The organism is Cloacibacillus sp. An23 (assembly GCF_002159945.1).
GTDB lineage: Bacteria > Synergistota > Synergistia > Synergistales > Synergistaceae > Caccocola.
This window is the reverse complement of the sequence record NZ_NFJQ01000001.1, coordinates 280,192-305,093: the sequence shown is the minus strand read 5'-3', so window position 1 is coordinate 305,093 and position 24,902 is coordinate 280,192. Positions and strand designations below refer to the sequence as shown.

21 protein-coding genes are annotated in these 24,902 nt (G+C 58.9%); 7 read left to right on the top strand and 14 right to left on the bottom strand.

Annotation, left to right across the window (positions count from 1 at the left end; all coding sequences use genetic code 11):
- Position 1: 1 nt before the first annotated feature.
- Entirely contained in the window at positions 2-472 is a 471-nt protein-coding gene (locus tag B5F39_RS01480) for a GNAT family N-acetyltransferase (RefSeq protein WP_087363106.1), read from the bottom strand.
- Positions 473-615: 143 nt separating this feature from the next.
- Positions 616-2,217: a M20/M25/M40 family metallo-hydrolase gene (locus B5F39_RS01475; protein ID WP_087363105.1), complete on the bottom strand. Its 1,602-nt coding sequence runs from the start codon at positions 2,215-2,217 to the stop codon at positions 616-618.
- 117 nt (positions 2,218-2,334) lie between these two features.
- Between B5F39_RS01475 and B5F39_RS01470 the strand changes: the two genes are divergently transcribed.
- Together B5F39_RS01470 and B5F39_RS01465 are read left to right on the top strand one after the other, a co-directional pair.
- Positions 2,335-3,042: a 3-oxoacid CoA-transferase subunit A gene (locus B5F39_RS01470; protein ID WP_204245007.1), complete on the top strand. Its 708-nt coding sequence runs from the start codon at positions 2,335-2,337 to the stop codon at positions 3,040-3,042.
- Positions 3,026-3,694: a 3-oxoacid CoA-transferase subunit B gene (locus tag B5F39_RS01465; protein ID WP_087363103.1), complete on the top strand. Its 669-nt coding sequence runs from the start codon at positions 3,026-3,028 to the stop codon at positions 3,692-3,694. The genes B5F39_RS01470 and B5F39_RS01465 overlap by 17 nt, the downstream gene beginning before the upstream one ends.
- A gap of 396 nt (positions 3,695-4,090) precedes the next feature.
- On the opposite strand, the gene B5F39_RS01460 is transcribed toward B5F39_RS01465, so the two are convergent.
- From B5F39_RS01460 to B5F39_RS01450, 3 genes are all read right to left on the bottom strand, one after another.
- Positions 4,091-5,023: a 2-dehydropantoate 2-reductase gene (locus B5F39_RS01460; RefSeq protein WP_087363101.1), complete on the bottom strand. Its 933-nt coding sequence runs from the start codon at positions 5,021-5,023 to the stop codon at positions 4,091-4,093.
- Positions 5,024-5,031: 8 nt separating this feature from the next.
- Entirely contained in the window at positions 5,032-6,024 is a 993-nt protein-coding gene (locus tag B5F39_RS01455) for a glycosyltransferase family 8 protein (RefSeq protein ID WP_087363099.1), read from the bottom strand.
- A 158-nt stretch (positions 6,025-6,182) separates the two neighbouring features.
- Complete coding sequence (locus tag B5F39_RS01450; RefSeq protein ID WP_087363097.1) at positions 6,183-7,163, bottom strand: glycosyltransferase family 8 protein; 981 nt, start codon at positions 7,161-7,163, stop codon at positions 6,183-6,185.
- 193 nt (positions 7,164-7,356) lie between these two features.
- Between B5F39_RS01450 and amrA the strand changes: the two genes are divergently transcribed.
- On the top strand, positions 7,357-8,745 hold the full coding sequence (gene amrA, locus B5F39_RS01445) for an AmmeMemoRadiSam system protein A (RefSeq protein ID WP_087363095.1): 1,389 nt from the start codon (positions 7,357-7,359) through the stop codon (positions 8,743-8,745).
- Complete coding sequence (gene amrS, locus B5F39_RS01440; RefSeq protein WP_087363093.1) at positions 8,738-9,565, top strand: AmmeMemoRadiSam system radical SAM enzyme; 828 nt, start codon at positions 8,738-8,740, stop codon at positions 9,563-9,565. The genes amrA and amrS overlap by 8 nt, the downstream gene beginning before the upstream one ends.
- A 166-nt stretch (positions 9,566-9,731) precedes the next feature.
- Here amrS and B5F39_RS14625 read toward each other — a convergent pair whose 3' ends face one another.
- Together B5F39_RS14625 and B5F39_RS14145 are read right to left on the bottom strand one after the other, a co-directional pair.
- Positions 9,732-9,860, bottom strand: coding sequence for a hypothetical protein (locus B5F39_RS14625; protein ID WP_255375995.1), 129 nt, complete (start codon positions 9,858-9,860; stop codon positions 9,732-9,734).
- Positions 9,861-10,058: 198 nt separating this feature from the next.
- Positions 10,059-10,208, bottom strand: coding sequence for a hypothetical protein (locus B5F39_RS14145; RefSeq protein WP_158095892.1), 150 nt, complete (start codon positions 10,206-10,208; stop codon positions 10,059-10,061).
- Between the two features lie 667 nt (positions 10,209-10,875).
- Here B5F39_RS14145 and B5F39_RS01435 point away from each other — a divergent pair.
- Entirely contained in the window at positions 10,876-11,784 is a 909-nt protein-coding gene (locus B5F39_RS01435) for a LysR family transcriptional regulator (protein ID WP_087363092.1), read from the top strand.
- 379 nt (positions 11,785-12,163) lie between these two features.
- Here the strand turns inward: B5F39_RS01435 and B5F39_RS01430 are convergent, their stop codons facing one another.
- On the bottom strand, positions 12,164-13,456 hold the full coding sequence (locus tag B5F39_RS01430; protein ID WP_087363090.1) for an ATP-binding protein: 1,293 nt from the start codon (positions 13,454-13,456) through the stop codon (positions 12,164-12,166).
- 6 nt (positions 13,457-13,462) lie between these two features.
- A complete protein-coding gene (gene typA, locus B5F39_RS01425; protein ID WP_087363088.1) occupies positions 13,463-15,355 on the bottom strand; it encodes a translational GTPase TypA in 1,893 nt (630 codons plus the stop codon).
- 192 nt (positions 15,356-15,547) lie between these two features.
- Between typA and B5F39_RS01420 the strand changes: the two genes are divergently transcribed.
- On the top strand, positions 15,548-16,600 hold the full coding sequence (locus B5F39_RS01420) for a putative ABC transporter permease (RefSeq protein WP_087363087.1): 1,053 nt from the start codon (positions 15,548-15,550) through the stop codon (positions 16,598-16,600).
- Between the two features lie 103 nt (positions 16,601-16,703).
- On the opposite strand, the gene B5F39_RS01415 is transcribed toward B5F39_RS01420, so the two are convergent.
- The 4 genes from B5F39_RS01415 to B5F39_RS01400 form a co-directional block, all read right to left on the bottom strand.
- The gene (locus B5F39_RS01415) at positions 16,704-17,669 is read right to left on the bottom strand and encodes a D-2-hydroxyacid dehydrogenase (RefSeq protein ID WP_087363085.1); all 966 of its coding nucleotides are present in this window, start codon (positions 17,667-17,669) and stop codon (positions 16,704-16,706) included.
- Positions 17,670-17,779: 110 nt separating this feature from the next.
- A complete protein-coding gene (locus tag B5F39_RS01410; protein ID WP_087363083.1) occupies positions 17,780-18,457 on the bottom strand; it encodes an RraA family protein in 678 nt (225 codons plus the stop codon).
- Between the two features lie 19 nt (positions 18,458-18,476).
- A complete protein-coding gene (locus B5F39_RS01405; RefSeq protein ID WP_087363081.1) occupies positions 18,477-19,649 on the bottom strand; it encodes a pyridoxal phosphate-dependent aminotransferase in 1,173 nt (390 codons plus the stop codon).
- A gap of 27 nt (positions 19,650-19,676) precedes the next feature.
- Positions 19,677-20,897 carry a dicarboxylate/amino acid:cation symporter gene (locus B5F39_RS01400; RefSeq protein ID WP_087363079.1) on the bottom strand — a complete coding sequence of 407 codons (1,221 nt, stop codon included), beginning with the start codon at positions 20,895-20,897 and terminating at the stop codon, positions 19,677-19,679.
- 299 nt (positions 20,898-21,196) lie between these two features.
- Here B5F39_RS01400 and B5F39_RS01395 point away from each other — a divergent pair, with 299 nt between their 5' ends.
- Entirely contained in the window at positions 21,197-22,069 is an 873-nt protein-coding gene (locus B5F39_RS01395) for a MurR/RpiR family transcriptional regulator (RefSeq protein ID WP_087363077.1), read from the top strand.
- Between the two features lie 92 nt (positions 22,070-22,161).
- On the opposite strand, the gene B5F39_RS01390 is transcribed toward B5F39_RS01395, so the two are convergent.
- A complete protein-coding gene (locus B5F39_RS01390) occupies positions 22,162-24,810 on the bottom strand; it encodes a cation-translocating P-type ATPase (RefSeq protein ID WP_087363075.1) in 2,649 nt (882 codons plus the stop codon).
- Positions 24,811-24,902: the final 92 nt, after the last annotated feature.

Below are 24,902 nucleotides of genomic sequence, written 5' to 3'. Positions count from 1 at the left end.
CTTAAAGCTTTACGCGGAGCACCGGCTGAGTGCAGCCCGGCATTTCTTTGCTCTCGGCCTCGCCGGCGCGCTCCGCACCCATGTGGAGGTAGAAGCCTTCGGAGTTCGGGTCGGAGAGGATGTTGAGCTCCTCCGCGCCCATCGTCTCGGCTATCTCGCAGGCGTGGCAGAAGAGCTTGCCTCCGAGCCCGGTGCCTATCTCCTCTGGCAGCACCCACATGTGGCGCAGCCACCAGCCGCCGTTTTTCTTTTCGAGCGCGTAGAAGCCGAGCTTTTCGCCCGTGTCGTCGTGCTCGATGAGGTATGTCGGGTTCGCCTCTACAAAATCCTGCTTTATCGTAAGAAGCCCGCGGAATCTGTTCATCACGTCTGACGGATAGTCCCAGTAGCCTTTGGAGCGCCAGGCTATGTCTGTCAGCTCTTCGGCCTCTGCGGGTTTCGCGAGACGTATTCGAACATCGTCGTCGTACATAGTTTCTGTTTCTTCTCCCCCGTATGTTTCTCAATTTCGTGGTAATTGTACCACAGAGCGCGCGCTTCTTGTTAAATCGCGCGCGTTTCGCGCGGGCGGCGAAAAGGCGTAAAAAAGGGGGCCGCGCGGCCCCCGTGCTTTTTTTATTCCGCGAGCTCGCGTACAGCGGCGTACAGAAGCTCGGGCAGCGCCTCGAGCGAGTAGCGCAGATAGAGGCGCTCGTCCTTTTTGTGCGGAGCTTCGCCGCTCGGGCCGAGGTTCATCACCGGCAGGCCGAGCGCGCGCATTTCGGAAAGCGGCAGTTTGTACAGCTCGCCCCAGCCCGGCATGTTCTCCGAAAGGGTTTTCACGTCGCCGTCCGAAATTTTCGCTCCGGCGTAGCTGAGGTCGCAGAGGCCGGCGAATAACTCGACCTCGGTCATATCGAGGCCGTACTTCTCTTTGCAGAGCTTTTCCACGGCGCGCGCCGCATCCACGACTTTCTTGTCGCGCGGGTCGCCTGTGAAGTCGGTGCGCGGCGGCATCCACGGCGGCAGGAAGAAGCAGACGGCGTACGGGCCTTCCGCGCCAGATGCGTCGGCGATAAAGTCTACGACGCGGATGCCGCGCGCCCGCATGTCGCCGGGCGGCAGATTTTTTATAAAATCGTCTAGCTCGGCGCCGAATCTGTCTCCGCGCCGCGCCCGGGCCATCGCCCCGAGTTCGCCGAGCGTGTAGACCACGGGCTCGGACTGGACGAAGCGCGAACCGTCGTAGCCGATTTCGGTCAGAGCCGCGCACGACTCCGCGTGCTGCTCCGAAGTTTCCGCAAGCGCGCGGACGGCGAGACCTTTCATCTGGTTCATGACTTTTTCCGGAGTGTTGCCCGTCGTGAAGCAGTTGAAATAGGCGTAGGCCCTGTCGGGGACGGTGACGCTGTATGTCTCGCGCATGACTTTCATGTCGAGGCATATCCACGACGGCTCGCATACGCCGTGAAGCGGGTCGGCTAGGCAGCGGTTACCCTCCGCGGCGCAGACGAGGCGCGATACGGCGAGAGCCGCGGAAAATCCGTCGTAGCAGCTGCCGACGTGAGCGCCGCGCCCGCGCACGTAGAAGCTCGGCATGAGCTTGCCAAGCGTGCCGAGGAACACCATCGGGCCGACCAGGCCGGATTTTCCCGCCTCTCCCGGTTCCGTGTTGAGGGCCGCGACGAATTCCAGCCCGTCTTCTTCTATCATGCGCGTTATGACCGGCAGAGCGCCGCGCATCCCGGCCGAAGAATTTTCCTCGTCTCCTACGAAGGCGGCGACGACGTTGACGCCGAAAAGATCTCTGTCCTGCGCGAACTCTTCGAGAAGCGCGGCTTCAAGCGCCACGCCGCACTTCATGTCCATGACGCCGCGCCCGTAGAGCGTATCTTCGTCCGCGCCGAAAATTTTGCCGAGCTCTTCCGTGTCGAAGGCGTGCCGCGCGGCGTCGCCGTAGACGCTCACGTCCACGACGTCGAAATGGCTCACTAGGAGTACCGTGCGCTTCGTCTCCTTCGCCGCGTCCACGCGCGCGACGAGCGACTTCAGCGCGTGCGGCGAACCTTCGAGCGTCGTCTCAGCCGTTATCAGGCGCTCCGGATTCTGCGCGAAGTACGGCAGCTTTTCGAGCCGCGCGCGGAGCCACGCAGCCGGCGCGCTCTCCTCCGCGCTCTCGGTGACGCTCGGTATCGCGACAAGCTCCTTTATCATCGACAGAAGATACTCACGTTTCATATTTTTATCGCCTCCGTTTAGGGCAATAATATCACAAGCGCGGCGCGCGCGCAGATTTTTCTTGACAGTGCGCGGCTTCGCCGGGAAACTTATAGAGTATTCGAGAGGAGGCGCAACGTGGCGAAACCTTTTATAAAACCTGTCTTAAGCCCCGAAGAGGCCGCGGCGCTCGTAAAGCCCGGCTCGTCGCTGATGGTCGGCGGCTTCAACTACGGCGGCGCGCCCTACACGCTTATAGACGCTCTCTGCGCCGCCGGCACGCGGGACATAAATCTTATATGTGTAGACACGAGCTGGTACAACGACAAGGAGCCGGAGCCGGTCGGCGTCGCGAAGCTCGTCGTGAACGGGCAGCTCGGCTCGCTCACAGCCTCGCACATAGGGCTCAACAGACGGACGCAGGAGCTTTACACGAAAGGCGAACTCAAGGTGGAGCTGATACCGATGGGGACGTTCGTCGAGCGCATACGAGCGGGCGGAGCCGGGCTCGGCGGCGTTCTTACTCCGACCGGCATCGACACCGTATACGAAGAAGGGCGCGACACGCTGGAACTCGACGGACGGCGCTACATAGTCGAGCGCGCTCTGACCGCGGACATAGCTTTCATAAAGGCGCACACTGCCGACGAAGCTGGAAATCTCACCTATTTCGGCACGAACAGGAACTTCAACCCGACGATGGCGACGGCTGCGAAAACCGTGATCGCCGAGGTGGACGAGATAGTCCCAATAGGCGCGATAGAGCCGGACGAAGCCGTCACCCCCGGCATATTCGTGGACGCGCTCGTACTCAGGAAGGAGGGAAAATATGCTTCCAGAACTTAGCGAAAACGAGGCGCGCGTCCGCATAGCGCGCGTCATAGCGTCGGAGCTCGAAGACGGCGCGCTCGTCAACCTCGGCATAGGGATACCGCAGCTCGTGCCGGACTACCTGCCGGATGGCGTGCGCGTCATTCTCCAGACGGAAAACGGCGTGATAAATGCGGGGCCGAACCCTGACAAAAACGACCTGCGCGTCATCGACGCGGGCGGCGCTCCGGTGCGCGTGCTGCCCGGCGGCGCGATAATCTCCGCCGAGCTGAGCTTCGCGATAATGCGCGGCGGACACATCGACGTCACGGTGCTCGGCGCTCTCGAAGTGGACGGAGAGGGCAGCATAGCGAACTGGATGATACCGCAGAAAAGAATCCCGGGCATGGGCGGCGCGATGGACATCGTAGCCGGCGCGAAAAAAGTCTACGCAGCGACGCGCCACTTCGACAAAAACGGGAAATGCAAGCTCGTGCGCAAATGCTCGCTCCCGCTCACGGGGCGTGGGACCGTGGACGTAATAGCCACGGAATACTGCGTCGTGCGGAACATCTACGGGCGCATGGTTCTCACCGATATAGCGGACGACGTAAGTCTGAAAGAGCTGCTCGACAGGACGGAGATGAAGCTCGACGTGAGCGCGGACCTCGTGCGGCGGAGATTCTGAGATGAAAGAAGCCGGAAAGGCGAAAGCCCGCGTACGCGCCTGCAAAGCCGGGAAAAAAGCAAATACCTCACGCCGCCGTACGATAACGGAGCTGTTTCAAAATTACCGCGGCGGCTGTTGCCCGGCAGAAACCGACTGGGGCGAGCCGCGCGGACGGGAAATCTGGTGATTTCACTATAACTTGATTACGTCGTTCCGGAAATGTTCTGTCTGAGGGAACCGCCGTCCAGGACGACGCGGCATCTCGGCAACGGAAACAGCCGTACATGACGCAGCCCCGTGCGGAAAATTCACGTCACGGGGCTGCAGATGTATAGTCAAAGATTATGTCGTTCCGGCAGTCTTCAGGCCGGAACCGCCGTACCGGACGGCGAGGCCGAGCGAAGCGCCGCCGCCTTACAGCCTGAACGACTCCTCCTTCGCGCGTATCAGCCGCAGATACAGTTCGTTGACCGGCGCGGCGAAATCATGCTCGCGCGACGTCGCGGCTACCGTTCCGGCGAAGGCGTCAACCTCCGTCACGCGGCGCGCGTCTACGTCCTGGAGCATCGAGGTCTTGCCGTCGGGCGAGAGCATGTCCATCGTGCGGAAAATCTCTTCCATTTCCGCCTCGCCGAGCTCTACTCCCGCCATAAAGCGCGCGGCCAACGCCGCCTCCTCCATCGCGGAGCGCATCAGCGAGCGCGCCTCCTTCGAGCGCTGCATCATGCCGTAGCTGAAGCCGAGCACCGCCGACGTCTGATTCAGCCCGCAGTTCATCATGAATTTCTTCCACAGGCTCTTTATCATATCTTCAGGGATTTCGTACTCGATGCCGGAGCGTTTGAAAAATTCCTCGACCGCGAGGACGTTTTCAGAATAGCGCCCCGGTTCGTTGCGCGCGTCGCCGAAGACTATCCAGCCCTCGTTGCCGCAGACAGTCTCCGAGCCTATGCGCGTCGCGTCGAGCTTGATCGCGTAGGAATATAAAACTTTCTCCGCGCCGAAACGCCCGCCGAGCAGCCTCTCGCTCGTCACGCCGTTGAGCGGCGATATTATGACAGTATCCGGCCCGACGAAAGCCGCCGCCTGCTCCATGGCTTCCGCGAGCTGCCCGTTCTTGACCGAAACGAAAAGCATCCCCGCCGAAGTCCCTTCGTCCGGCTCCGCGACGTCGAACAGATAGCGCTTACCGTTGTAGACGATCCCGTCGCGGCGAAGCCGCTCCGCGCGCTCCCCGGAGGCGATCACGCGGATGCGGCACTCGGGAAAATTATCCGCCACGCTCGTAAGATAAGCCGCGCCGACCGCGCCGAGACCGATAAGGGCTATGTCTGTGATATGCTTCATTGTTTCAGTTATCTCCTAAGCTTCAGAATATCTTTCATGTTGTCCCATACCTGAGATTTTAACCTCTTGACGCAGCCTTTTGAATGCCTGTGATAATATTTTTCGTTCGACATTGCGGCGAAAAGCGAATCCCAGAGCTCGTCGCGCCACGGCGTCAGCGAGAGATATTTCCAGTAAAGCATATCCGCGTTCGTCCCCGTGAGGGCGTTCCACGGCTTCAGGTGTCCGCCGAAGTGCCATATCCTCTCCATCTCGAAAACACTCTCGAAAATCTCGTCCTTCGGGTCTGTGTTGTATCTGGGGTCGAGGTAAAGAATGTCGCCGAGGTACTCGGCGTTGAGGAAATCCTGGTCGAGCAGCGGCGGGGCAAACCTGTCTATATAGGCGACTGCGCGCTGAAACAGCGCGGTCTTCGCGGTGCGCTCCGAACGCAGCCTCTCGAGGTTCATATACAGCACTCCGGCGTTGATGTAGCGCTCGCGAGAAAGCCCCATCGCGTCGGTCTTTATCTCGCTTATGGGCACGGCCGATGCCGGCGGATTGGGACTCCTGTCTTCCTGAACTCCCCCGAGGGTGCGCTCCGTATCCGACGATACGATTTTCCACAAATCCGCTATGTCGAGAGCTACGACTATGTCGCAATCAAGGTAAATCACCTTATCCACGCTGTCATGGATGATTTCAGGGAGCATCAGGCGGTAGAGCGTGCCCCTGGAAAATCTGCCGCAGATTTTATCAAAATCGGACTCAGGAAATTTGCCCATCGCGTCGGAAACATCAATAAAATCCACCGTTCCGCGAGGCTCGCCCGGGGTTTTCGACTGATGCTCCGCGGCGCTCTCCTCCAACCTGCTCCTGTTCTCATCCGTCAGGGTATCGTCGTGAAGTATATGGAAGCAGACGGGCGCTTCGGTGTTCCGCAGCACTGAGGCGATAACCACTCCGGCGTGGCGCGCGTAGGTGCCTTTAGGGTCATAGACAGAAAGCGCGACTTGTATCATAGGCTAACAATCCTTCGAATGGGTAAATAGATTTTTTTTCTGAACCGGTTTCATATTGGCGCAGTCCCTTCATGTTACATTCTTTTTGCGGCTCTCATCGCCGGGGATTATATAATACTGCGCGCCGAAAGACGAGCGCGACACCGCGCCCTTCGCTTTTACCGTTTATTGCTTTTGAATGTTCGTTTGATGTTTTTGATATTTTCCACAAGCTGACGTGCAAGCCTGTCAATGCACTCGCGCGAATGCCTGTGATAATACTGCCCGTTGACTGCGGCGTTGTAGAACGACTCCACAAGTTCGCCGCGCCACGGCGTGTGCATCAGGTTCTGCCAGTAAAGCATGTCGGCGTTGCTCCCTCTGACGACGTTCCACGGCTTGCCCTTCGAGAAGAAATGCCATATATGTTCATTATGAAAGACATCCTTGTAATCCTCGACCGGCACCTCGTTGTATCTGCGGCTTAAGTAAAGAATGTCGCACAAATATTCCGCATTGAGGAAATCTTGGTCAGGATACGCCGGAGAACAGCGTTCCGCATAAGCTACGGCGCGTTTAGCAAGGCTGCCTTTGCAGGCATATTCGGAACGCAGTCTTTCGAGATTCATTATTAGAACGCCTGAATTTATATAACGTCCGTCGGCGATGCCGTACTTATCTGTCTTTATCGACTCGCACGGCTCTGACATATCTGGCTCGGGAGACGAAAAATCTTCTCTGACTCCGGCGAGCGCCTTATCACTCATGTTGATACGTTCGTTCCACAGGACGGATATATCAAGGTTGACGACGACGTCGCAGTCCAGGTAAATAACATAATCGACATCATGCAACGCCTCTGGCAGGCACAGGCGAAACATCGCGCCGCGCGTAAATCTGCCGCATACGGTATCAAACTTAGCTGCCCAGCATTCCACGTATCGCGCCATATCTTCAAAGCAAATCTCTCCGCCGCCGTGGTCGTTGACGGTGAACACCTCTTCCAGCTTTCCCCTGTTTTCTGCTGTCATAGTCTCGTCATGCAGTATATGGAAGCAGACGGGATTTTCAGTGTTCCTCAGTACCGACGCGATGACCACTCCGGCGTGCCGTGCGTATGTCCCATTTGGGTCGTGTATCGCGAGCGCTATGTGTATCATAGGCTAGCGCCCCTCGGAAGGAAGGCGAAGTTATCTGAAATAGTTTCATACTGCGTGCTCTCCTTTATTTCTTTCATTCAATGATACAGTCATTTCGGCCACAATTATATAACACTCAGCGGCGTTTCGCGGCTACAAACGGCAGCGTTGTATAATAGTTTGAATATCTTCGTTTATCCGAGGGGGTATCGTTATGGGAATCCTTGCTGGAATCATGGTGCCGCATCCGCCGCTTATCGTTCCGGCGGTCGGGCGCGGCGGGGAGCGCGCGATCGGGGCGACCGCGCGCGCTTATGAGCGGGCGGCTGAGTTCGCCGCCGCCTTTAAGCCGGAGACGCTTGTAATAACGTCGCCGCACGCGCCGATGTACGCCGATTATTTCCACGTTTCGCCGGGCGCGGGCGCTTTCGGGGATTTCGCGCAGTTCGGCGCGCCGCAGGAAACGTTCGATGTTTCTTACGACGCTGAGTTCGTGCGCGCTCTCGAATCGGATGCGCGCGGGGCCGGTTTCCCGGCCGGGACGCTCGGCGAGCGCGATAAAAAACTCGACCACGGCGTGATGGTGCCGCTCCACTTTCTTTCGCGCGCTTTCGGCACGCTTCCGAAGGTCGTACGCGCCGGGCTTTCCGGCCTGCCGCTTACGGAGCATTACAGATTCGGGCGGCTCGTCGCCGAGACCGCGGAGAAGCTCGGACGGCGCGTTGTGATAGTCGCGAGCGGCGACCTTTCGCACAAGCTCAAGGCCGACGGCCCTTACGGCTTTTCGCCGGACGGCCCGAGATACGACGAACGCGTCATGGATGTGATGTCGCGCGGCGCTTTCGGCGAGCTTTTCGATTTTTCGGAAGATTTCTGCGAGAGCGCCGCCGAGTGCGGTCATCGCTCGTTCGTCATCATGGCCGGCGCTTTCGACGGCCGAGCAGTGCATGCGGAAAAACTTTCTTACGAAGGGCCTTTCGGCGTCGGCTACGGAGTCTGTGCCTTCGAGGGCGGCGGGCGCGGCGATTCGCGGCGTTTCCTCGAAATTTATGAAGAAAAGGAAAAACGGCGGCTCGCAGCCATACGCACCGCGGAGGACGAATACGTGCGCCTCGCGCGCGCCTCGGTCGAACGTTACGTTCGCACCGGCCGCCGCCTCGAAATGCCGGACGGGCTGCCCGACGATATGACGCGCCGCCGCGCGGGGGTGTTCGTCTCGCTGCATAAAGACGGCAGGCTGCGCGGCTGTATCGGCACGATAGCGCCCGTCGCGTCCTGCGTCGCGCAGGAAATCATCGACAACGGGGTCAGCGCCGCCTCGCGCGACCCGCGCTTCAATCCCGTAGAGCCGGACGAGCTGGAGAGGCTCGTCTACAGCGTGGACGTGCTTGAGCCGCCGGAGAGGATAGAGTCGCCTTCGCAGCTCGACGTGAAAAAATACGGCGTAATCGTGACGCGCGGATACAAGCGCGGGCTGCTGCTGCCGAATCTCGACGGCGTGACGGACGTCGCGCAGCAGATCGCGATCGCGAAGCAGAAGGCCGGCATCGCGCCCGGCGAGGACGTTGAGCTTGAGAGATTCGAGGTGACGCGCCATTACTAGTGCAGTCTGCGGCGTCTGTTTCCACCATTGCCGCCTCGATGAAGGACGGACGGGGCTCTGCCGCGCGAGAAAGAACGTCGCCGGGCGCGTCGTGAGCCTCAATTACGGCAGGATAACGTCGGCCGCGCTCGACCCGATAGAGAAGAAGCCGCTCGCGAAATTTTATCCGGGTTCGATGATTCTTTCGGTCGGGAGCTTCGGCTGCAACCTTAACTGCCCGTTCTGCCAGAATTACGAAATAGCGGGCGCGGGCGAGGATTTACCGACGGAGAGCGCGGCGCCGAGCCGCCTCGCAGAACTCGCGGAAGAGCTCAGGCCGCGCGGCAACATCGGCCTCGCCTACACCTACAACGAGCCGCTGGTCGGCTGGGAGTTCGTGCGCGACTGCGCCGCCGAAGTGCGGGCGCGCGGAATGAAGAACGTCCTCGTCACGAACGGCACGGCGGAGCCGGAAGTCTTGCGCGAACTGCTGCCGCTCATAGACGCCTACAACATCGACCTCAAGGGCTTCACGGAGGAATGGTACAGAAAGCTCGGCGGAGACTTGCAAACCGTGAAGAATTTCATAAAAACGGCGGCCGGCGCGGCGCACGTGGAGCTGACGACGCTGATAGTCCCAGGCGAAAACGACGGAGAGGACGAGATGCGCGCGCTTTCGTCGTGGGCCGCATCGGTGGACGTGAAAATCCCGCTCCACATAACGCGCTTCTTCCCGCGCCGCCTGATGACGGACAGGCCGCCGACGCCGAAAGAGACGCTTTTCCGCCTCGCGGACGTCGCGCGCGAAAAACTTGAGACCGTAATAATAGGGAATATATAAAAAAATAAAAAACGCGGCGCAAGTCAGAACGCCGCGTTTTTTGAGGAATGCAGGCCCTTCGCCTTGAGCTCTGCCTTCATACACGGCGGGGTCGTGAGCCGCCGCGTTTTCCGTAACCGGGCGCCGCGCTTGGAACAGCGCCCTGAAGTATTCTTTCGGTACGAAGTTAGAAGCGCTTCGCGGCCGCGTGCGAATGGCCCGCGCCCTGCATGTCGGCGCAGATGTCGCGTATCTCCATCGCGAAAGCGAAAACCAGGCTGCCGACCGCTATGAACATTTCAGTCAATTCCATCATTTTAAGTGACCTCCCAGGCGTCGCCGCCGTAAATTTCTCTTATCAGGAACGGCCATCCCTTACGGCGATTATATTATCAGCGGCACAGTAATTAGTAAAACGACATAATTTAATTTCAGACATGAAAATTATTCATGTCATAAGCGCACAAAAAACGCGGCCCGAAGGCCGCGCCTTTCTTCCTAGGGAGGAAATTTATCAACAGGCCGCTTTCTCAGCCTCCGTTACGGAGACCACGGAAGCGTCCGTCGATTGCCATATCATTTTCTTTGTCATAACAAACGCGAATATCGCGGAGACAGCCGCAGTGACAGCCATCGTCGCAAGAAGAATCATATCGCCGCCCATTCCAATCCATCCCCCTTTATACTTATTCCTCATTGACAGCCTGCATTATAGAAGCGCTCCGCTCCGCTCGTAAAACAAAAAAAATTTCTATTTTAGGCGTGTTACGCATAATTACCTACAAGGGCGGAGCCGCGTTAAATCCGTATTAAACGGCGCGGCTGCGCTCCGCAGGCTTCAATATATTCACTTAATAAATATTTATGGGACGGGTCTTAAAAGAGGAGTGTTTTATGTACTTATAGTTTGTTTTATGTGTTATATAGCTTCTTATAGATACCTTGATCGCGGACGAAAATTTCCGCGCAGGCGCTTAAACGCGGCGTTTTCGGGCGCGCTGCAGCCCGCGCGGCGCGATTTACGCAAATTTACCTACCGTCCCATCCGCCGCGCATACGCATATCGGGCTGTGGATACAGCCTCCCGGCTCCTTTTTAGGCGGAAAGCTTCGAGAACGCGCGGCCTCCCGTCCGCACGGGGCGGCCGCGTTCCGTATGGATTGAAGCCGTCGCGCGCCGTCAGTCAGGCCGGCGAACGCCGCCGCGAATCATCGACTGATTTTCGTCCGCGCAGCGGCCGCGCCGCGTTCCGTGTGACCGTAGCCGGATATTCCGCGCGCGATGCTATTATATAGTCGGCGTGAAATATATGAAAAGGCGGTGCGCGCGCTATGGACGTGAGAAAATACGAGGTCATCATAAAGGCGGCGGAGTGCGGCAGCCTCACTCGCGCGGGAGAGAGCTTCGGCTACACGCAGTCAGGCGTGAGCCACATGATAAAAGCTGTCGAGGCGGAGTTCGGCTTCCGAATTTTTATGCGCGGCCGCGCCGGCGTGACTCTTACCGAGGAGGGGCGCAGCGTGCTGCCGTATCTGCGCGAGATAGTGAAGTGGAACGAGCGCCTGACGCAGACTGTCGGTTCGCTCAACGGCCTGATTTCCGGCACGCTGCGCGTGGGCTCCTTCTCGAGCATCGCGACTCACTGGCTGCCGCAGATAATCAAGCGCTTTCAGGAAAATTATCCGAATATCAAAATCGAGATAACGGAGGGCGGCACGGACGCGCTCGAGGAGGCGGTGGAGGACGGGCGCGCCGACCTGGCCCTGATGACGTACCAGCCGGGGCTGCATCTCGAGCACCACGCTTTGTGCGTAGACCCTTTTCTCGCGATTCTTCCGCAGGAGCACCCGCTCGCGGGGCGCGCCGAGTTTCCGCTCGAGGCTTTCAACGGCGAGGATTTCGTCATAGTCACGCACAGCTACGACTACGCGACTGGGAGGATACTCGACGATTATTCGCTGAAGCCGAATATAAAGTTTACATCGCGCGACGAGCGGACGATTTTTTCGATGGTGGAGAACGGGCTCGGCGTCAGCATCCTGCCGGAGCTTGTGCTGCGCGGCTGGGAGGGGCGCGTCGTCAAGCTGCCGCTCACGCCGCGCGTGACGCGCGAGCTGTCGATATGCCTGCCTTCGTTCGCCGATGCGTCCCCCGCCTGCAAGAAATTCGTCGGCTACGTAAAGAGGATGGTTGCGCCGGACGGCGGCGTGAAGGACGTGCCGGAGACTGAAAAGGCGTAGAGGGCGCGCCGCCGCGCTCGTCGGGCCGCGCGCAAGAGGAACGGCGTTTTTCTACGCGCGCCCGCTTTTCGCAGACGCCGCCACACGTCAGTCCGAAGGCGGGCGGTGGCGCGGCGTCTGCGGCGGCAGGCCGCTTGGGAGCTGCGCGCCGCTTTCACGCGCTTTCTGCGGGGCCGTCGCAGCCGTACGCGGAGTTTTTCGCCGACGTGCGAAGCCGCGCCCCGCAGCCCCACGGACGCGACGGCGTCCATGCGGCACGGCTTAAATTGCAAAAACATATTTCATACCGATTACCCGCGACGCCGCGAATCTCCCCGATTCGTCCGTCATAAATAAAAAACGCCCCCGTAAGGAGGCGTTGGATGATTTTCTCTTGCGTTTACTTTCCGGCGAGGCCCGCGAGGTGCTCGACGTACTGCCGGGCGCTGCGGCCCGAGAAGCCGCCGTGCTTCAGCTCCCAGCGTATCGCGCCTTTTTCAAACTCTTCGCTGCTCGTGTCGATGCCGTACTCCGCGGCGAGCTTCCTCGCTATGTCGAGGTACTGTTCCTGCTCCGGCGAGAAGTAGCGTATCATGAGGCCGAAGCGGTCAACGAGCGACATTTTTTCCTGCATCGTCTCGGACTCGTGCATGTCGTCGGATTTGTCGTCGCGGTCGCCCCACGTCTCTTTCATGAGATGGCGGCGGTTCGACGTCGCGTATATCAGCACGTTGTCGGGGCGTTTTTCCAGGCCGCCCTCGATGAAGGCCTTGAGGAATTTGTATTCCACCTCGAACTGCTCGAACGACAGGTCGTCCATGAAGATTATGAATTTGTAGTTGCGCCATTTGACGGCGTCGAGCACGGCCTCGAAGTCGGCCATCTGGTGTTTGTAGAGTTCTATCATGCGCAGGCCGCGCGGCGCGTACTCGTTGAGCAGCGCCTTTATCGACGATGATTTTCCCGTGCCGCCCTCGCCGTAGAGCAGGACGTTGTTCGCGGGGCGGCCTTCGATGAATGCGATGGTGTTGCCGATGAGCGCGCGTTTCTGCTCCTCGTAGCCGAAAAGCTTGTCGAATGTGACGTCTTCGAGCGGCGCGGCGGGGACTATCTCGCGCGCCTTGTCGTCCCAGCGGAAGCCGTTGTAGAGCGCGAACCTGCCGGCGCCGTGCGCGTGGTAGAAGGCCGTGACGGCGCGGTAAAGCTCCTGCGGCGAGCCGGCCTTCTCCATGGCGTCGGCGAGTTCGGCAATCACCGCGCCGGCCGCGCGTTCGAGCGAGGCAGGGCCGTTCGCGGAGGGTTCGAAGGTTTTGCCGAAACGCCTCATCATGTTGACGTTCATCCGCTTTTCGAGCTTCGCGTAATCATATTTCAAATAAAAGTAAAGCTGCTCCATGTCCTGCATCGCGAGGCCGTCCATCGTGCCGCCGCCCGGTTCGCGGCGCTCGTGCGCGAGCGAGAAGGGGTTTTCCGCCTCCGCGAAGAGCTTCGCTAGCCACGCGGTCCAGACGTTCCCTTTTATTCCGGCGCGCTCTGCGTAGCAGGCGAGCTGCGCCGCGCTGTTGCTGAACCATTCGGCGCTCTCGGCGCGTTCCGCGTCGTCGAATGTACCGATGCTTTCAAGAATGCCCGTGAAGCAGCTGTAAATTTCATCCTGCTCGAAGGAGCGGAACGGCACAAGCTCGTACAGCATCGTCCTCTAGTCCTCGTCGTCGTCGCGTATTCCGGCCTGGATGCGCGCCTTCTTGCGCTGGTCGGCGTCGAGTATCATCTTGCGTATGCGCACGGAGAGCGGCGTCACTTCGACGAGCTCGTCGTCGCTTATCCACTCGAGCGCGGAGTCCACGGTTATCGTGCGCGGAACGTCGAGCACGGTCATCATGTCCTTCGTGGCGGAGCGGTGGTTGGTCTGCTGCTTGCGCTTGCAGGGGTTGCAGGGTATGTCCTTGCCGCGCGAGGATTCTCCGACGACCTGCCCGTTGTATATCGGGTCGCCCGGCTTGATGAAAAGGGTGCCGCGCTCCTGGAGGTTCTCGAGCGCGTAGCTCGTAGCCGTGCCCGTGTCCATGCTCACGAGCGAGCCGCGCGAGCGCGCGTTTATCTCTCCGACCCACGGCTCGTAGCCGATGAAGCGCGATGCGAGGATGCCGAGGCCGCGCGTGTCGGTGAGGAACTCGCCGCGATAGCCGATAAGGCCGCGCGTCGGTATCTTGAATTCGAGGCGCAGCACGCCGGTGCCGCTGTTTTCCATATTTTTGAGCTCGCCCTTGCGCTGCGCGAGCTTCTGTATGACGACGCCCTGATATTCCTCCGGCACGTCGATGATGAGCTCCTCCATAGGTTCGAGCGTTTTGCCGTTTTCATCGTGCTGCACGATGACCTCGGGGCGCGAGACGCATATCTCCGAGCCCTCGCGGCGGATTTCCTCTATAAGAATGCCGAGGTGCAGCTCGCCGCGGCCCGAGACTTTTATGCCGTCGGGACGGCCCAGGTCCTCCATGCGCAGCGCGGGGTCGGTCTTCGTCTCGCGCTCGATGCGGGCCTTGAGCTGGCGCAGCGTTATCGCGTTGCCGTCCTGTCCCGCGAACGGGCTTGTGTTGACGATGAAGAACATCGACACCGTCGGCTCCTCTATGTCGAGGGGCGGCATAACTGCGTCGGGAATCTCCGGCGAGCTCATAGTGTCGCCGAGGTCTATATTCGCCGGGCCGGTGAACCAGACTATGTCGCCGGCTCCGGCCTCTTCGACCTCCGCGCGGTCCAGCCCCTTAGTCACGTAGAGGTGCGTGCAGGTCGAAGTGTCGGTCGATACTACCTCCCAGTCGGTCTGGTCGTAGTCCTTCCAGCGGGTGTGCGTGCGCAGTATCTTGTCGCCCTTTTTCAGCGTCCCCTGCAAAATCCTGCCGCAGCCGATGCGTCCGAGGTACTCGCTCCACGAGAGAGTGCAGACCTGCATCAGGAAGGGCTTGTCCATCTCGGCCTTCGGCGCGGGGACGCGCTCGATTATCGCCTTGAAGAGGTCGTCCATGCCGGCCTGAGAATTGTCCTCGCGCTTCGAGAGGTCGTCCACGAACCAGCCCTGAAGGCCCGAGCCGTAGAGCACCGCGAAGTCGCACTGCTCTTCCGTAGCGCCGAGCTCTATAAAGAGGTCGAAGGTCTTGTCGAGCGCCGCTTCCGGGTCGGCGTTCGGACGGTCTACTTTATTTATAATGACTATCGGGCGCAGCCCGAGCTTCAGAGCGCGCATAAGCACGTAGCGCGTCTGAGGCATCGGCCCCTCGTTGGCGTCCACGAGCAGAAGGACGGAATCGACCATCGAGAGCACGCGCTCGACCTCGCCCGAGAAGTCCGCGTGGCCCGGCGTGTCCACGATGTTTATCTTATATCCCTGCCACTCGACGGTGCAGTGCTTCGCCTTGATCGTTATTCCGCGCTCGCGCTCGAGGTTGCCCGCGTCCATGACGCGCTCTTCCATCACCTGGTTGTCGCGGAAAAGGTGCGCCGCCTTGAAAATGCCGTCGATGAGCGTCGTCTTGCCGTGGTCTATGTGCGCTATTATCGCTATATTGCGTATCTTTGAAGAGTCCTGCATTCCGTAAATTCCTCACATTCAAAATGCCCGCGGGCATTGATTTTAAGCCGACGATTCTGCTAGCCAATGTAGAATATTAGCACCTGAACGCCTGAATTGTCCATATTTTGCGCCGGCGATAAAACATGTTTGTATTTTTCCGCGCCTATGATACGATAGCGGAAAGCCGCGCCGCGCGCGGAGAACGGGGGAATGCCGGTGGAACTGTCGACGACGGCCCAATATATGCTCGTTTTCTGGAGCTACTGTTTTCTCGGATGGGTATGGGAATCTCTGCTCGTATCGTGCGAGCGGCGCAGATGGGTCAACAGGGGCTTCCTGTTCGGCCCGTGGATACCTATATACGGATTCGGCGCCGTCATCATACTTTGCTCGACAGAGCCGTTCCGCACCAGCGCGCTGCTCGTGTTTTTCTCGGGAATGACCAGCTCGACGACTCTCGAATACGTCACGGGCTGGGCTATGGAGAAGATATTTCAGGTGCGCTACTGGGACTACAGCAAGCGGCGCTTCAACATCAACGGCTACGTATGCCTGCGCGCGTCGCTCACGTGGGGAGTTTTTTCCGTGCTTCTCGTCGATGCCGTGGAGCCGCCGCTCGTCCGCCTCATAAGCTCGATTCCGATACCAGTCTCGGACATGCTGAACCTCGCCCTGACCGCGCTCTTCGCTGCGGACGTCGTTAAATCGGTGCAGGCGGCCTCCGGCCTTAAAGAGCTGCTTCAGAACATATCTTCGAACAACGAACGGCTCGCCGCGGCCGAATCGCGGCTGAACAGCGCGGCGGCCGAGCTCGGCGCGAACATGGCGGGACTGAAAGAAAAGCTCGCCTCCGTCGAAGCCGCCTTCGCCGCGCGCAGAGAGGCGGCCCGCGAACGCGGCGAGGAGAGGCGCGAGAAGGGGCTGCAGCTGCTGCTTAAACTTATCGAGCGCGAACGCCGCGCGAAATACGACCGCATACATATGATGGAGAGCAAGGCTTCCGCCGCGCTCGAGATGATAGAGCGCGCCGCGGCCTCCGCGCGCACCGACGAAGAGAAGGCCCGCCTCGCGCGCCACGCAGCCGCGCTGAAAGAGCTGCGCGAAGCGATGCGCAGCGCGGAGACTGAACTCGCCTCATACAGGGACCGCGACTACCGCCGCGCGCTCTCGCTGCTGCGCCGCAACCCGACCGCGGCCTCCAGCCGCCACAGCGCCGCGTTCGACAAACTTCGCAGGATAGACGAGGACGCCGCGCGGCGGTAGATATCAGTATCCCGCAAATGAACGCGAAAACGCCGCCCCCGACGGGCGGCGTCATTGTCTAGTTGTGCGGCAAAAAACTTCGGAGGCGGCGCGCCTCCGCGGCCTATCCGTTTACGACGTTCACGGGGTCTCCGTCGAGAAACGCCTTTATGTTCAGCGCCGTGCAGTCCATTATCCTCTGGCGGCTTTCCTTCGCGGCCCACGAGATGTGCGGCGTTATTATGCAGTTCTTCGCAGTTAGGAGCGGGTTGTCCGCCCTGATAGGCTCGGACGATACGACGTCGAGCCCTGCGGCGCGGACTTTGCCGCTTTCGAGCGCGTCTGCCAAGTCGCGTTCGTTGACGAGCTGTCCGCGGCTGTTGTTGATGATGATAACGCCGTCCTTCATCTTCGCTATGTTCTCGCGGTTGATTATTTCCGAAGTCTCGGGCGTCAGCGGGCAGTGAAGCGCGACGACGTCCGACGCGCCGAGCAGTTCGTCGAGCTGCACGTAATCGGCTATCGCCCGGCCCTCGTCGTTCTCGAATCTGTCGAAGGCGAGCACCTTCATGCCGATGGCCTTCGCTATTTTCCCGGTCTGTCGCCCGATTCGCCCGAAGCCTATGATCCCGATGGTCTTGCCCGCGAGTTCTATCAGCGGGTAGTCCCAGTAGCACCAGTCGGCGCAGCTCTGCCACTTTCCCGCGTGGACGCTCGCGTCGTGATGGCCGACGCGGCTGCAAATCTCGAGCAGCAGCGCTATCGCGAACTGTCCGACGGCTTCGGTGCCGTAGGTCGGGACGTTAGCGACGATAACGCCCCTTTCCTTCGCGTGCGCGCAGTCTATGACGTTGTAGCCCGTCGCGAGCACTCCGATGAATTTCATATTCGGGCACGAATCCATCACGCGCGCCGAGACAGGCGTCTTGTTGGTCAAAACGACCTCCGCGTCCCCGACGCGCGATATTATCTCATCTTCGTCGCCGAACGGCGTGCGGTCGTAGACCGTCGTTTCGCCGAACGCCTCGACCTGAGCCCAGCTCAGGTCGCCCGGATTTTCCGCGTATCCGTCAAGTACGACTATTTTCATAAATCCACCATCGCTTCCGTAAAAATACGACGACGGGAAATATAAAGCGCGCGCCGCGCCATTACATCTCCCGTCGCGAATTATATCCTAAACCTTACCGTGCGGCCGCGCTATATGATCTCGCAGCCTATCTCCTTGAGCTTCTCGTCTACCCACGGGCGCGGATAGCTCGTCTTTTCGACGATGTCCTTCATTATCTGCGCTTCCTTGACCTTGACAGCCTTCACGGCGGCGAGCACCGTCCCGGCGTCCTCGGGATAGATCACTATCACGCCGTCGGCGTCTCCGACGATTATGTCGCCGGGGTGCACGACTACGCCGCCCACGCTCACGGGCGTGTTTATCTCGCCGGGGCCGTTCTTGTACGGGCCGTTCGGCGTGACGCCCGCCGCGTAGACGGGGAAATCGGTCATCTCGCCTATCGCCTCGGAGTCGCGGATACTGCCGTCTACTACGATTCCGGCGATGCCGCGCGCGCGGCAGTATGATACCATCAGCTCGCCGAAGATGGAGCGGCTGCACGAGCCTCCCGCGTCTATCACAAAAACGTCTCCAGGCTTCGCCATATCCATCGCCTTATGGAACATCAGATTGTCGCCCTCCGGCACCTTGATAGTGAAGGCCGTGCCGGCGAGGCAGCCCTTGTTCATCGGGTGAATCCTGTAATTCATCGCCGCGGTGCGTCCCATGCAGTCGTCGATATTGGCGACCGGCATTCCGCGGAACTCTTCGACGAGTTCCCTCGGCGGCCTTACGAAATTCGTTATGATTTTGCATCCTTTGCTCATTTTATGTTACCTCCGATAATTAACGCTTCACAGCGGCCATGACCGCGCCGATGCGCTCCACGGCCTGCTTGAGATCCTCTTCGCTCGACGCGAACGAGAATCGCACGCAGCTGTCGTCCGTCCCATAGGCTACGCCGGGAACGCCGACGACCTTGGCTTCTTTAAGTATATACTCGCAGACTCCTTCGGAATCGAGGCCTGGAATGTCGAACTTCACCCACGCGTAGAAGGCTCCCTCGGGATAGCTGCACTGTACGCTGTCTATCGCGTTCAGCCCTCCGACGAAGAGGTCGCGGCGGCGCTCGTAGCTCTGACGCATCTCTTCTATCTCGTCCTTGCAGTCGAGGGCGACGACGGCGGCCTTCTGGATGAAGCCGCTTACGCATGACATGGTGTGCTGGAAGAGCTTGTTCATGACGTTCTTTATCTCCGGCGTCGTCGCTAGGTAGCCTATGCGCCAGCCCGTCATCGCGACGCTCTTGGAGAATCCGTTTACAGTGACGACCCTGTCCGCTATCGACGGGTAGGAAGCCATGCTGACGTTGCTGTAGCCGGTGAAGACGATGCGCTCATATATCTCGTCGGCGATGAGCACCACGTCGGGGTGGCGCAGCATAAACTGCTCGACCTCGCCGGCCTCTTCGCGCGAGAGGGTTTTTCCGGTCGGGTTGTTCGGATAGTTGATGATGAGCACCTTCGTCTTGTCCGTCACGAACTGTTCGAGCTGCTCGAGCGTCACCTTATAGTTGTTTTCGAGTGAAAGGCGCACGGGGACGGGCAGGGCGGCCGACGCTTCGATGATGGCCGGATAGGAGACCCAGCCGGGTTCGAGGTACATGACTTCGTCGCCAGCGTTGACGAGGCTGCGCACCGCGAGATATATCGCGAATTTGCCTCCGGGCGTCACGATGACGCCTTCGGGCGAATAATTGCACCCGTTCTCCTCCGCCAGCTTCTTCGCTATCTTTTCGCGAAGTTCCGGAAGGCCCGGGCCTACGGTGTAGTGCGTGTATCCGGCTTCGACCTGGCGGAAAAGCTCGTCGCATATCTTTTTTGGCGTTGCAAAATCCGGCTCGCCACCGGCGAGGTTGATGACCGTCGGGTCGGTTGCCTGCATCTGTTTCGCCTTCGCCATGAAAGTCATGGACTTCGACGGCTGAAGGTTGGCGATTTCCTTATTGAAGGTTATCATACAAAAACGCTCCTTTCTGAATGTCTTTTATTTGCTTGTATCGTTGAAGACCTTCGTATCCATGAGGCCGAGGCGGTTCGATATGATAACGGTTCCGGCGAGGTCGCCGACGTTGTTCAGTACGGTGTGCGCCGGGTCTATCGTCGGCCATATCGCCGCGAGTATCGGGATAAGGCTGAGCGGCATTCCGAGCGCTTCCATAAGCACGACCGACATAACGACGCCCGCGCCCTTGACGCCCGCAGCGCCTATCGAAAGGATTATGCCGAGGAATACGAACTGGAAGATACGGCCTATCGTCAGCTCAAATCCGTAGAGGTTCGAGGCGAATACGCAGCAGAGGCCGACGAAGAGTGCGAAACCGTTCATTCCGCAGGTGTTGCCGAGAGGCAGGGTGAAGCCGTAGACGTTCTCCGGGATGCCGAGCTTCTCTTCCGCCGTGCGTATCGAGACGGGCAGAGTCGCCGCGGACGAAGTGGTCGTGATGGCGACGAGCATAGGCGCGGTGATCTTCTTCATGAAGAGGATCCCGTTGAGTCCGCCGAGAACTTTGACGAGCACCGGGTACATGACGAAGAGTATCAGCACCGCGCAGATGTTGTCGGTTATCATGAATCCGATGACTTCGTACATCGTGGCGCTGCTGACGGTGCTGACCATCGTCGCCATGAGGGAGGCGATGCCTATCGGAGAGAAGGCCATGACGAACTCGGTGATTTTTAGCATCGTTTCGCTAGCCTGGTCGATAAACGAGATCACGAGTTCTACACGCTTGCCAAGGCACAGCAGCGCGACGCCGAGGAAGAGGGAGAAGACGATTATCTGGAGCATGTCGGCGTTATACATCGCAACGACGATATTTTCTGGGAACCACGAGATTATGTTGTCTATAAAGCTGTAAGTGACTGATTTAACCTCGCCCGAATATTGAAGGAACTCCGTTGTGCCGGAGCCTGGCTGGGTGATGAGCCCTGCGATGACGCCGACGAAGGCGGCGAATCCTGAAGTCACGATAATCCACAGCCAGAAGCGGAGGCCGACCGTAATAAGCTGCTTGACGTCGCCCATCTTGCATATCCCGCTCGTGATGCTGAAGAAGACAAGCGGAACAATGAGCATCTTCAACATTCGCAGGAAGACGTCGCCAAGCGGAGAGAGGAACTCAGCAGCGCGCGGCGAAGCGAAGCCGATAGCCAGGCCTATCACAATACCGATGACGATTTTGGTACCCAAAGACAACTTTTTCACTACAAAACACCTTCTTTTGAATTTATAATGAAAAATATTTTTATTTTTTATATAACAAATAAAAATAACCTTGTTGTGGGAAATATATCATTCTTTATCTGACATGTCAAATGCGGCGCGCACGCGGTACGTGCGTCATTACTTACGTTGTTTAAGCGTTGCGGCGGTAGAGATAAAATTTTTGAAGCGTACAAGCAAGGTTTTTTATAATAAAAACGGCAATAGTGCTCTTTTATGATAAACTGTAAGATATTGGAGGAAGTAGACTTACTAGCATTTGAAGGGATGAACGGACATTTATGGATAATCAGTTTGGCAGGTTAAGGGAATTGGTAGCATCTGCGGAGCTGCCCCCAAAACTGAGGGCGGCCGCAGACTACGTAATCAACAACCTTGACGAATGCCGGTTCCTCACCGCGATAGAGCTCGCCAACGCAATAAACGCAAGCTATTCTACGGTCATCCGCCTCGCGAAGGCGCTGGGCTTCGGCGGCTATCCGGAATTTCAGAAATTTCTGCGCGCGGCGTTCGACGACAGCCTTAACACGATAAACGAAGACATCGTAGTCCCCTCGCAGAGAATCGACGAGATTATAGCGCGCGGCGTCACCGCCCCCGTGCGGGACGTCGTCGCGGCACACGTGCTTTCCAACATACACAACACTCTCGCGAACAATCCCGAGCCGCTGTTTCAAAAAGCAAGCGGTATCATCCTTGCGAGCGACCAGAAATATATAGTTTCCGAGCGCGGCGCGGCGTGCGTCGCGAGCTTCCTCAGCCTGATTATGCGCCAGATGGTCTCGCACGTACACAACTACATAGGCTACTCGCAGAACATTTTTGACTTCGTCAGCGACCTCGGCCCGAGCGACTGCGTAATCGCTGTATCGTTTCCGCGCTATTCCCTGCTGACCGTCAACGCCACGGAGATGGCGAAGTCGCAGGGGGCGAAGATAATCCTCATAACCGACTCCGTGACGAGCCCGCTCGCCCACTGCGCCGACGTCGTGCTCACGGCCCAGTGCCGGAGCAGCGACTATTACAATTCCTACGTAGCCGCTCTGATGACGGCGGAGATGCTCTGCGCGTACCTCTCGCGCATCTCCAACTATTCCAACAAAGAGTTGCTCGAACGCATCAACGCCTATACAGTCAAGTTTGGTAATTTTTAGCGACCCCGCCCGAACGCGAAACGCGCAAAGAGAGCCCGGCCTGCCGCCGGGCTCTCTTCATATCAGTATGGCGTTTTGTTTTCCAGCGCGTCCTACACGCCGAGCCGTCTCTGCACGAACTTCACGATTTCCATGATAGGTATGATGAGCACGGCGAGGCCGAGCGCTATCGCGTATTCGTGGAGGTCTATCGGCGTGAAGTTGAAGGCCGCGGCTACGAACGGCACTTCTATGACTACGGTCGTCAGCACGAGCGAGACCAGCATCGCCGCGTAGAGAAATACGTTGTGCGTCTTGAGCGTGAAGATGGAGCCGCGGCGGCTTCTCATGTTGAGCGAGTGGAATATCTCCACCATCGAGAGCGTGAGGAAGGCCATCGTCGTCCCGTCGTGGCTGTTGGTGAATTCCCATGTGCCGCTTTCAACATAGTGGCCGACTATATACGACACCATGACGAGCGCCGTTACTATCGCGCCCTGGAAGAATACGTCGAAGCCCATGCCTCCCGCGAATATCCCTTCGCGCGGGTCGCGCGGCGGACGCTTCATTATGTCCGGCTCGCTCTTTTCCATGCCGAGCGCGAGCGCCGGGAAGCAGTCGGTGATGAGGTTTATCCATAGCAGGTGTACCGGCTCGAGTATGGTGAAGCCTATCAGCGTCGCGAAAAATATCGCGAGCACCTCAGCGAGGTTGGATGCGAGCAGGAACTGTATCGCCTTGCGGATGTTCGCGTATATGCGGCGGCCCTCTTCCACAGCGGAGACTATCGTCGCAAAGTTGTCGTCGGCCAGGACCATGTCGGCGACGTTCTTCGTTACGTCCGTCCCCGTGATGCCCATGCCTACGCCTATGTCGGCGCTCTTTATCGAGGGCGCGTCGTTGACGCCGTCGCCGGTCATAGCCGTTATCTTGCCCTTCGCCTTCCACGCCGTCACTATGCGAACCTTGTGCTCGGGCTGTACGCGCGCGTAGACGGAGTATTTCTCTATATCCTCTTTGAACTGCCCGTCGCTTATCTCGTTAAGCTGAGCGCCCGTAATCGCCTGCGAAGCGTCGCTGATTATGCCGAGCTCCTTGGCTATCGCTACGGCCGTGTCCTTGTGGTCGCCGGTTATCATTATCGGGCGGATTCCCGCGCCGCGGCATTCTACTATCGCGGGCTTGACCTCGGGACGGACGGGGTCGATCATGCCGGAGAGGCCGATGTAGGTGAGTTCGCGCTCGAGATAGTCGGGCTCGAAATTGTCCGGGGCCTTGTCCCATTCGCGCATCGCGCCGCAGAGGACGCGCAGCGCCTTGTCCGCCATCTCCTTGTTGCTTTTGATTATCGAGGCGCGTATTTCGTCAGTCATAGGCACGGCTTTGCCGCCTACGAGCGCCGAGGCGCAGCGCTTGAGCACTTCGTCGGGCGCGCCCTTGGTGAACTGGATCATTCTGCCGTCTTTCGTTTTGTGGACGGTGGACATCATTTTGCGCATCGAGTCGAAGGGCGCTTCGCCTATGCGCGGGTATTCCTCCATGAGCTTTGTCTTCGGCAGGCCGTTTTTGTTCGCGTCGTTGACGAGGGCGCATTCCGTCGGCTCGCCTACGGCTTCTCCCGTGTCGGGGTCGATGGATGCGTCGGAGCAGAGCGCCATCGCCGTTTCAAGGATTTTTTCGTCGTCCGCGGAATGTTCGACGACTGTCATCTTGTTCTGAGTCAGCGTGCCCGTCTTGTCGGAGCAGATTATCTGCGTGCAGCCGAGGGTCTCGACGGCGGTGAGCTTGCGTATAATCGCGTTGCGCCGCGACATGTTGGTGACGCCTATGGACAACACTATCGTGACGACTGCGGCGAGCCCCTCCGGGATGGCGGCGACGGCGAGCGATACTGCGACCATGAAGGTCGATAGGACGGCGTCGCCGTTTATCCCACCGTCGGAGCCGTTCGCGCGGAAGAGGCCGACGGCGAAAATCACGGCGCATATCCCGACGACTAGGACGGTGAGGAATTTGCTGAGCTGGTTCAGCTTTATCTGGAGCGGCGTCTCCTCTTCCTTGGCGTTGGCGAGAGCGTCGGCTATCTTGCCCATTTCGGTATTCATGCCCGTGCCTGTGACTACCGCCGCGCCGCGTCCGTAGACTACCGTCGAACCCATATAGACCATATTTTTGCGGTCGCCGAGCGGCACGTCTTTTTCGCCGCCGAGATTGAGTACGTCCGCCGTTTTATTGACAGGGACGGATTCTCCGGTGAGTGCGGCTTCCTCTATCTTCATGCTTGCGCATTCGATTATCCGTCCGTCGGCTGGGACGGAGTCTCCGGCTTCGAGGAGCACCACGTCGCCGGGGACGAGCTCTTCGCTTTTGAGCGTTGTAAGCTTCCCGTCGCGCAGCGCCTTGCTCGTCGCGGCGGCTATCTCCTGCAGCGCGGCGATGGCGGCCTCGGCTTTGCTCTCCTGCACTACTCCGAGCACGGCGTTGATGACGACGACGAACATGATGATTATGACGTCGGCGTAGGACTCGCCCTCGTAAAACGCGGTAACGCCTGAAATGACCGCCGCAACGATGAGGATTATTATCATCGGGTCGGCGAGTTCGTCGAGGAAGCGTCTCCAGAGAGGGGTCTTCTCCCCCTCCTTCAGCTTGTTCCTTCCGAAACGTTCGAGGCGTTCCGCCGCCTCGCGGCCGGAAAGCCCCTCCGGCGAAGAGCCCTGCTCCCTCAGGACTTCTTCGTATGACGATAGATATTCTTTCATAAATTTTCCTCCTTCGCACAAAAACCGGGACGGTCTCCCAAGAGCACATTGTCCCACCGTCTGCGGGAAGCCGCCTCATAATTTTTACCGGG

Excerpts from the sequence above, each read along its gene's own strand:
- B5F39_RS01465 (WP_087363103.1), top strand. The coding sequence starts at position 3,026 with ATGCTTCCAGAACTTAGCGAAAACGAGGCGCGCGTCCGCATAGCGCGC.
- B5F39_RS01405 (WP_087363081.1), bottom strand. The coding sequence starts at position 19,649 with ATGATAACCTTCAATAAGGAAATCGCCAACCTTCAGCCGTCGAAGTCC.
- B5F39_RS01420 (WP_087363087.1), top strand. The coding sequence starts at position 15,548 with ATGCCGGTGGAACTGTCGACGACGGCCCAATATATGCTCGTTTTCTGG.
- typA (WP_087363088.1), bottom strand. The coding sequence starts at position 15,355 with ATGCAGGACTCTTCAAAGATACGCAATATAGCGATAATAGCGCACATA.
- B5F39_RS01390 (WP_087363075.1), bottom strand. The coding sequence starts at position 24,810 with ATGAAAGAATATCTATCGTCATACGAAGAAGTCCTGAGGGAGCAGGGC.
- B5F39_RS01430 (WP_087363090.1), bottom strand. The coding sequence starts at position 13,456 with ATGCTGTACGAGCTTGTGCCGTTCCGCTCCTTCGAGCAGGATGAAATT.
- B5F39_RS01395 (WP_087363077.1), top strand. The coding sequence starts at position 21,197 with ATGGATAATCAGTTTGGCAGGTTAAGGGAATTGGTAGCATCTGCGGAG.
- B5F39_RS01410 (WP_087363083.1), bottom strand. The coding sequence starts at position 18,457 with ATGAGCAAAGGATGCAAAATCATAACGAATTTCGTAAGGCCGCCGAGG.
- B5F39_RS01455 (WP_087363099.1), bottom strand. The coding sequence starts at position 6,024 with ATGATACAAGTCGCGCTTTCTGTCTATGACCCTAAAGGCACCTACGCG.
- B5F39_RS14625 (WP_255375995.1), bottom strand. The coding sequence starts at position 9,860 with ATGATGGAATTGACTGAAATGTTCATAGCGGTCGGCAGCCTGGTTTTC.
- amrA (WP_087363095.1), top strand. The coding sequence starts at position 7,357 with ATGGGAATCCTTGCTGGAATCATGGTGCCGCATCCGCCGCTTATCGTT.
- B5F39_RS14145 (WP_158095892.1), bottom strand. The coding sequence starts at position 10,208 with ATGGGCGGCGATATGATTCTTCTTGCGACGATGGCTGTCACTGCGGCT.
- B5F39_RS01480 (WP_087363106.1), bottom strand. The coding sequence starts at position 472 with ATGTACGACGACGATGTTCGAATACGTCTCGCGAAACCCGCAGAGGCC.
- B5F39_RS01435 (WP_087363092.1), top strand. The coding sequence starts at position 10,876 with ATGGACGTGAGAAAATACGAGGTCATCATAAAGGCGGCGGAGTGCGGC.
- B5F39_RS01475 (WP_087363105.1), bottom strand. The coding sequence starts at position 2,217 with ATGAAACGTGAGTATCTTCTGTCGATGATAAAGGAGCTTGTCGCGATA.
- B5F39_RS01415 (WP_087363085.1), bottom strand. The coding sequence starts at position 17,669 with ATGAAAATAGTCGTACTTGACGGATACGCGGAAAATCCGGGCGACCTG.
- B5F39_RS01460 (WP_087363101.1), bottom strand. The coding sequence starts at position 5,023 with ATGAAGCATATCACAGACATAGCCCTTATCGGTCTCGGCGCGGTCGGC.
- B5F39_RS01450 (WP_087363097.1), bottom strand. The coding sequence starts at position 7,163 with ATGATACACATAGCGCTCGCGATACACGACCCAAATGGGACATACGCA.